General features: G+C 59.9%; 4 protein-coding genes and 1 pseudogene. All 5 read right to left on the reverse strand.

The features are described from left to right. Window positions 1-129: 129 nt before the first annotated feature. The 5 genes and pseudogenes from ONB24_03865 to ONB24_03885 all read right to left on the reverse strand — a co-directional run bounded on the left by ONB24_03865 (window position 130) and on the right by ONB24_03885 (window position 6,452). A complete protein-coding gene (locus ONB24_03865; GenBank protein MDZ7315240.1) occupies window positions 130-2,967 on the reverse strand; it encodes a DEAD/DEAH box helicase family protein in 2,838 nt (945 codons plus the stop codon). Further along, window positions 2,967-3,308: a DUF86 domain-containing protein gene (locus ONB24_03870; protein MDZ7315241.1), complete on the reverse strand. Its 342-nt coding sequence runs from the start codon at window positions 3,306-3,308 to the stop codon at window positions 2,967-2,969. Before ONB24_03870 ends, ONB24_03865 begins: the two co-directional genes overlap by 1 nt. Continuing rightward, a complete protein-coding gene (locus tag ONB24_03875) occupies window positions 3,295-3,600 on the reverse strand; it encodes a nucleotidyltransferase family protein (GenBank protein MDZ7315242.1) in 306 nt (101 codons plus the stop codon). Before ONB24_03875 ends, ONB24_03870 begins: the two co-directional genes overlap by 14 nt. Window positions 3,601-3,967: 367 nt before the next feature. Continuing rightward, window positions 3,968-4,330, reverse strand: a complete 363-nt coding sequence (locus tag ONB24_03880) for a four helix bundle protein (GenBank protein MDZ7315243.1) — start codon at window positions 4,328-4,330, stop codon at window positions 3,968-3,970. Between the two features lie 622 nt (window positions 4,331-4,952). Beyond that, window positions 4,953-6,452 (reverse strand): annotated as a pseudogene (locus ONB24_03885) (DUF559 domain-containing protein). Between the last annotated feature and the right edge of the window lie 845 nt (window positions 6,453-7,297).

Genomic DNA, 7,297 nt, shown 5'->3' on the forward strand with positions numbered 1-7,297 from the left:
CTTGGCGGAGCAGCATGCTTTAGCGAAAGAGCGAATTGGATGATTTACATGCAGCAGGAATATGGCCTTTAAAAGCCGTATAACGGTCAGGTTCAGCCGCGTAAGGACCTTGTCGGCTGCAACCCGTTGTTAGCCTCCCGAAGGTCCAGATACATTTGTCAACACATCCTTGATGTCGCCAGGGCTACGCACCACCGCCCATCGCCAGCGGCCAAAGCCGCCGTGCGCATTGACGGCCTGTATCCACTCGTCCAGGTAACGATGCTTGACGGCATCCTGCTCGCTCTCTTCGCCTTTGGTCTCCAGGATAAGCATCTCGCCGTTTGCCAGTCGCACCAGGAAATCGGGGCGATATTTGCGCACCACGCCCTGGTAGAGATAGGGAATCTCGAAGCCGAGATGGTCGTTCTTGACCCAGGCCCCCACCGCCTCGCTATTGTCCAGCGCAAAGGCGTCCGACGCCTCCCACGTGCTATCGTACACGCAGACGTTGATGTGTGACCTGGCCGTGCGGGCGCAGGGCTTGCCGGTGTACCAGGGCGTCATCTCGCCGGTCGAGCGGATGGGGTGGTCGCGGTCAAAGACCGGCTCCAGGCGCCCGGTGTTCTCCTGGCGGACGGCGTCCAGCACGTGTTGGATGACGCGGCTCATGTTGAGGGTGATGATCAGGCGGCGGCGCAGGTCATCCTGATAGAAGAGCGGCGGGGTGATGTGGATGCGGTCGGAGCGGATGAACTGCTCGACAATGCGAATCAGTTGCGCCAGCAGAACGTCATGGCTGCCCCGCCATGAGGGCTTCATCTGATCAAAGACATCACGCGCCGTCTCAAAGATGATGCGCTGGGTGCGGAATTCGGCCGCCAGACGTTCCAGTTCGATGCGGTCAACCTTCGTTACGTCTGGTTTACCTTCCAGGACAGGTGCCAGTTCGGCGATTTGGGCCGTCTTGGCGGCATCCAGTTCCAGCGGCGAAAGATGCGCCCAGTCCACGGTAAGCCGGGGCTGCAAGACGTGTTCGATGCGCACGACGTTCGGCCAGCGGATTTCGTAAGCGGCTTTGGCAGGGTCCACCTGCACCAGCGTTTTGGGCGCGGGCGGAGGTGGCGGGCCGCTTTCGGTGCTTTCGTGTGGCAGAAAGGTGAACGGCACGCCAAAGATGTTGACGTATTCGGGGTCGAACAGGCCGGTCTGCGGGTTGACTTCGTAGGAAGTGCGCCGCAGGCCGCGCCCGACCACCTGTTCACACAACAACTGGGACGTAAAGGCGCGCAGCCCCATGATGTGTGTGACGGTTTTGGTGTCCCAGCCTTCGGAAAGCATGCCAACCGAGATGACGTTCTGGATGTGCTCGCCCGGCTGGCCGATTTTACCGACCGTATCCACCATCTGGCGCAAAAGCTCGGCTTTTTGCGCCGTGGTTAGTGGTTTGTGGTTAGTGGCTGATGGGGCATCGGTTGCACCATCGTCCTGTTCACTGTCCACCGACCACTGTTCACTATCCACCTCCTTCGCCTCGGCCTCTGCCAGCACCTTCGAGTCAATGTGCAGGATGCGCTGCGGGTCGCACAGTTCGTCAATCTGGATGCGACGGGAGTCGAAGGCGTGTTTGACGCGCGCCGCCGTCTCGACGCGGTTGGCGACGGTGATCATCACCGGCGGTGTGGGCAAACCGGCTGCCTGCCAGGCCTTGAGCGTCTCGCGCCAGTCGTAGCCGAGCAGGTAGTAGGCGTTCAGCACCAGGTCGGGCAGGGGTTCGTGCGGTTCGGCGCGGCGGTTCAGGTCGTCTTTGACGTCCGGGTCGTTGTAGATGTGGTAAAGGCGCGAGCGGTAGGTTTTGGCGTCCGGCACGGCGTCGTCGCGGATGACGACGCGCGGGGTCTTGACCAGGCCGGATTCGATGGCGTCGTTCAGCCCAAAGTCGCTGACGATCCAGCCAAAGAGGGTCTCCTCGCCGCTCTTGCCGCCGGTGGGCGCAAAGGGGGTGGCGGAGAAATCGTAACATTTGAGCAGGCCGCGGGCGCGGTGCAGGCGGTCGAGGCCGCCGATCCAGACGGTGGCTTCTTCGGCGCTGTCCTTCAGGTCGCGCTGACGCAGGTATTTGCCGGCCGCTTCGGGGTTGACGCGCCAGGCGTGATGGGCTTCGTCGTTGATGACCAGAAGGTTGCGGGCGTTTGCCATCTCGCCCAGCACCTCGCGGGCGTAGGCTTCGTCGCTCTTGGGGCCGCGCTTATCCACGCTTTTGCGCTTTTTCAGTTGCTCTTCGCTTTCCCAGGCCAGGGCGTGCCAGTTGCGCACCAGCACGCGCCCCTGGCGCAGTTTGTCGAGCAGGGCCGAGGGAACGATGTCGAAGGCTTCGTAGTAATTGCCCTCCGCCGTGGGGTACAACACCTCCAGCCGCTTTTTGACCGTCAGCCCGGGCGCAATGACCAGGACGTTCTTGGAGAAGCGGCTGTCCTGCGGGTTGACGACTTTGTTCAGCACCTGCCAGGCGATGACCATCGCCATCACAATCGTCTTGCCGGAGCCGGTGGCCATCTTGCAGCACTGACGGATAAAGTCGCCGCCGTCGGTGGGGATTTCGATGCCGGCGCGCTCGGCCGGCGATGCCTCGGTGAGCCAGATGAGCGTTTCGACGGCTTCCAACTGGCAGAAGAAGAAGCGCCGCCGGTCGAAGTCTTCGGGGTCCTGCCAGTGTTCGAGCAAACGTTTCGTGATGCTGGTGACGCCCGGATAGCCCGCCTCGCGCCAGGCCTTCAGGCGCGGGCGGATGGCATTGACCAGCGGAATCTCGACGAACAGGCCGGGGTCGTCAAAGGCTTTGGAGCCGGGCGTGGCGACCACGTAACCGGCCGGGCGGCGGCCTTCGGCCAGGTCGAAGAGTTTGCTGGCCGGGTCGTAGCGCCAGTGGTAGCGCGGCTCTTCGTAGGGCGAGTTGATGATGAGGCGGTCTATGGTGGCGCGGGGCATCAGGCGTTTTCTCCCAGAGCGGCCTTGATAACGGCGATCAACGGCGGCAGCCCATCCTGAACTGTCTTCCAGAGGATATCCAGGTCTATGTCGAAATAGGCATGGACAAGCCGGTGCCGTATCCCCGTGATTTTCTCCCAGGGAATTTGCGGCAATTGCGCCCTGGTTTCTGCGCGGACCTGGTAGGCCGCCTCGCCGATGATCTCAATCGCTTTGACAAGCGCCCAAACCAGTTGCAGGTCATCATTGAGGTCGTCTCTGCGTTTGTTCCGGATGAATGCGCGGGCCTGCTCGGCCGCATCCAGCATGTGTTGGAGGCGGATACGGTCATCCGGCTGCATATTGCACCTCCGCCTCTTCCATCACCTGCCGGCGAAAATAACGGCTCAGGTCGCCGGGAGTGCGCAAATCCACTTTTCTGCCGTTCAGCAAGGATGAAAGTTCTTGCTCCATGCCGGCAAGATCAAAGAGTGTTGGAATGCGATCCGGCTCAAATTCGACCAGCACATCCACGTCGCTGTCGGGACGAAAATCCTCCCGCAGCGCCGATCCGAAAATCGCCAGTCGTCGAATGCCGTGTTTTCGACAAAAAGCCGCAATTTGTTCACGCGGGATAGTTAGTGCAGGATTCACGCTTCCACCTCGATCACTTTCATGCTCTCGATGCCCCGGTCATCCACGATCTTGACGGCGATGCGTTTGTATTCGCCCGGCTCGAAGGGCAGCGAGACCGTACCCCAGTAGGCGCGGATGCGCTCGGGGTCAATTTCCGCCTTCAGGTTGCGGGCCAGTTTCGCCCAGGCTTCGTCGTCGGCCGCCAGGGGGAAGAAGACCTGGCGCGGGTAGAGGCTGCGCCCGTCATAGTCGGTGTCCAGCATCCAGAGGGCGATTTTGTCCTTGCCGCCCGATTCGAGCTGGCCGGTCCTGGTGTTGTAGTAATCAAAGCCGTTTACAGTAACCTGGAAATAGTGGGTAGTGGATAGTGGGTAGTGGTCAGGGGTCAGCGCCGCAGCGATTTGATGAGCCCGCTCAGCAATTTCCCGATTTCTTCGCAATCGCTCAACAATGCTGTGACGTTCGGCTTGTCCAAAAGATTCAATGCTTCGCACAAAATCAGCAGCGTCTCCAATTCGGCCAGGGAACCCCGCGCGATGCCCAGAAACTGGAGAAACTCCCCTGTGCTCTGTCGCGCCTGCCCCTCGGCGATGTTGGCCGGAATGGACACCGCCGCGCGTCTCATCTGCGATTGCATCCCATAGGTCTCTTCTTTGGGCAATTGCGATGTAGAAAGATAAATCCGTTTGGCCAAGGCGACGGATTTCTGCCAGACTATCAACTCCCGATAACTTTGCAATGACGTCATACGGCGCCAACGTCTCCTTTCTGCTATCCACCAACCACCGTTCACTCCTTACTTCCACATCCGGCTGGCCGATGAGCCAGAAACTCTCGTTGCCGGCGCGCTTTTTCTTCAGGTCGTCGGTCAGCAGGTCGGCGTTCATCTGGACTTTGAGGAACTGCATCCCGGCCAGTTCTGGCTTCATTTCATCAATGTCTTTGGCCGCTTCGGGATCAAACTGGAAGGCGGCGAAAACGAGCAGTTGCGGCCTGGGGACAAGATGACGGGCTTCTTCCCAGGCGCGCTCGACCTGCCGCGATTCAAGCGGGGCGTGTTCGGGGCCGAAGGAAACGGCGACGCGCAGGGGATTGTAGGCCGGGGCGTCTTCGCGGACGGAAGCGGCGCCCTCGGCGGAGGGACGGGTTTCGCCCACGGCGTGCAGGAAGCGGCAACCGGGGAGCGGCTCCAGGCGGCTAAAACGGATGTACTGCCCGGCCTTGCCGCGGATGCCGGTTTTGAGCAGCTCATCGCGCCATTCGGCCTGGCGCAGGGTTTCGCCGCTTCTCGCCGCTGTCGCGCCAAAGTGGTCAGTGAATAGTGAATCGTAGCCGGTGTGTTCTTTTCTATCCACTATCCCCAATACACTATCCACCGACTTGACCACCGGCGCAGGTACTGCCTCAACCGTAAAGGGGCCGCTGACGCGCACCCGCTTGCGGTCCACGAGCGGCTGGTCGTAGAGCGTCTCCTGCTCGGCGTGGCGGGCGATGGCTTCGTCCATCTTTTGCTGCATGGCGCGGCGGGCGGCGTGAAAAGCAGTGAATAGGGGAAAGTGGATAGTGGATAGTTGCTTGAGCATGCTCTCTTTTTCAACTGTGGGGGCTTTGATGTGCAATTGGGCAAGAAAGTCTTCCCAAGTGTAGGGAACCTCCCATTCGAGCAGTTCATTGACTTTGACCACCTGACCGCTCGGCATGGTAAAGGTGGCGCTGTCCGGCGCGGCGAAATCCACGAATTGCCCTTCGCGCCCGCCGGTGGTGACTTGGAATTTGAGCGAGTAGGGGATAGTGGGTAGTGGAGAGTGGTTAGTGGGCAGTGAACCGTCACTATCCCCTATCCACTGTCCACTCGCCACTGTCTTCAGCGCCGCGTTGAGGTCGGCCAGCGCCTGCTCAATGGCCGGGTGCATGCGGGCATAGATGCCGTCAATTTCCGGGTTGTTGGCGATGGACTTGAGCGTGACGTGCGGCACGGTCTTGTACTTGAAGCCGCTTCCCACGCCCTCCTCCGGATGCGCCAGTTCATAGTAATCAAAGACAGCGGTCATCAGCCGCTGCCGGGCGATAGCCAGCGCCACGCGGGAGGTATCGCAGGTGATCCAGCGCCGGCCCCACTGCTCGGCTACGTAGGCCGTGGTGCCGGAGCCGCAGTTGTGCACGGCGCAGACCTCGGTCAGGAACGAGTGCACCCCTTCGACTTCCAGGTCGTAGACTTCTTCCTGGGTTTCTTCGTACAGCAGGTTGGTGATCTCAACCGGCCGCTGCTCGGGACCAAAATAGATCACGTCACCTGCTTGCAGTGAGTCGGCGCGACGCCATTGCTGGTAATGGTCTTCAGATGGCTTGACGGCCTCAATAGCCTCAGCAATTCTGCTTAACACCCCCTCTTTCTGAGAGGCGACTTGCTGGTTGGTGAATCGTAACACTGTGAGACCAAGGGATGAAAGGTAATTATCTCGTTCGCGGTCGTAGGCCTGGGCTTCGGGCGTGAAATGGCTGTTGCCGTCCACTTCGATGACCAGACCTGCTTCCCAGGAGTAAAAGTCGGCAATGTAAGGGCCAATGGGATGTTGTTTGCGGAATTTGACGCCCAGTTGTTCTCCACGCAAGGCGCTCCACAACTGCCGCTCAGCCTGGGTCATCTCTCGGCGCAACGCCCGTGCCCGGTCGAAATGACTCCTCGGTATGTGCTGCCACGTTCGCCCGGCACCGTAGGATTGGGTGCGCTTCTGGCAGAGGACGTAGTGATCGGCTGTGACCCACAGCGTTTGTGGTGATTCGCCATGCTGGATACCGACCATGGTGCCCCGATAGGGTTTGCGGATGGTGCGCAGAACCCGGTGTGGCTTCCCGTCATGCCCCAGCACGAGGTCACCTGGTTGGATGGCCTCAATGGGGAGGAGCCCCTCCCCGGCCCTCCCCGCCAGGAGTGAGAAAGTCCCCTCCCCGGCCCTCCCCTCCAGGAGTGAGAAAGTCCCCTCCCCGGCCCTCCCCGCCAGGAGTGAGAAAGTCCCCTCCCCGGCCCTCCCCGTCAACGGGGAGGGAGAAGTCCCCCCGTTGACGGGGGGATTTAGGGGGGCCCACACCCGCGTCCCCTTCCGCACACAGGTCGGGTCGAACACCAGGTCGCCCGGGTCGGTGGTCATGAGGAGGCAGCGTTCGATAACTGTGCTCGCAGTCTGAACAGCATAGACTTTGGGATCTGCTCGGCTCTGAACCCCACCCCCCACATCATCCCACATACTTGTTAGAGCTACATATCCGAAATCATTGTAATACTTCTTGAACCGAATAGTCTTTCCCGCAGGTAAGAGTCGTCGGGCAAAAATTAGATGTTTCATTCCCTCTACAGAAGTTCTCCAACCGCCAGCAGTTGGTCTAAAAAGCTCGCCTTGAAATTCGACCGCGAAAATGGTTGTGGCACTTCCAGTTCGTGAAGTAAGCCCTTGATCCGTATAGGGATTGTTAGTTAATTCAGGATCTATTCTAGTATATCGAGTCGCGCCTTCCTCGCCAACAGCCACTTGTTTGAAGAGCTGCCTATACTTGATTTTCTTTTTATCCTTGCAGTACCAAACCAAATAGTCGTGGACCTTGTCAATGAGTTCAGCCCCAAGCGCAACAGATGTTCTATACGCTACAATGCCTACAAAATTCTCCGCCCCAAACACCTCATCCAGCAAACACCGCACGCGGTGCACGTTCTCATCGG

Source organism: candidate division KSB1 bacterium, from assembly GCA_034505495.1.
In the GTDB taxonomy this organism is placed as follows: domain Bacteria; phylum Zhuqueibacterota; class Zhuqueibacteria; order Residuimicrobiales; family Krinioviventaceae; genus Fontimicrobium_A.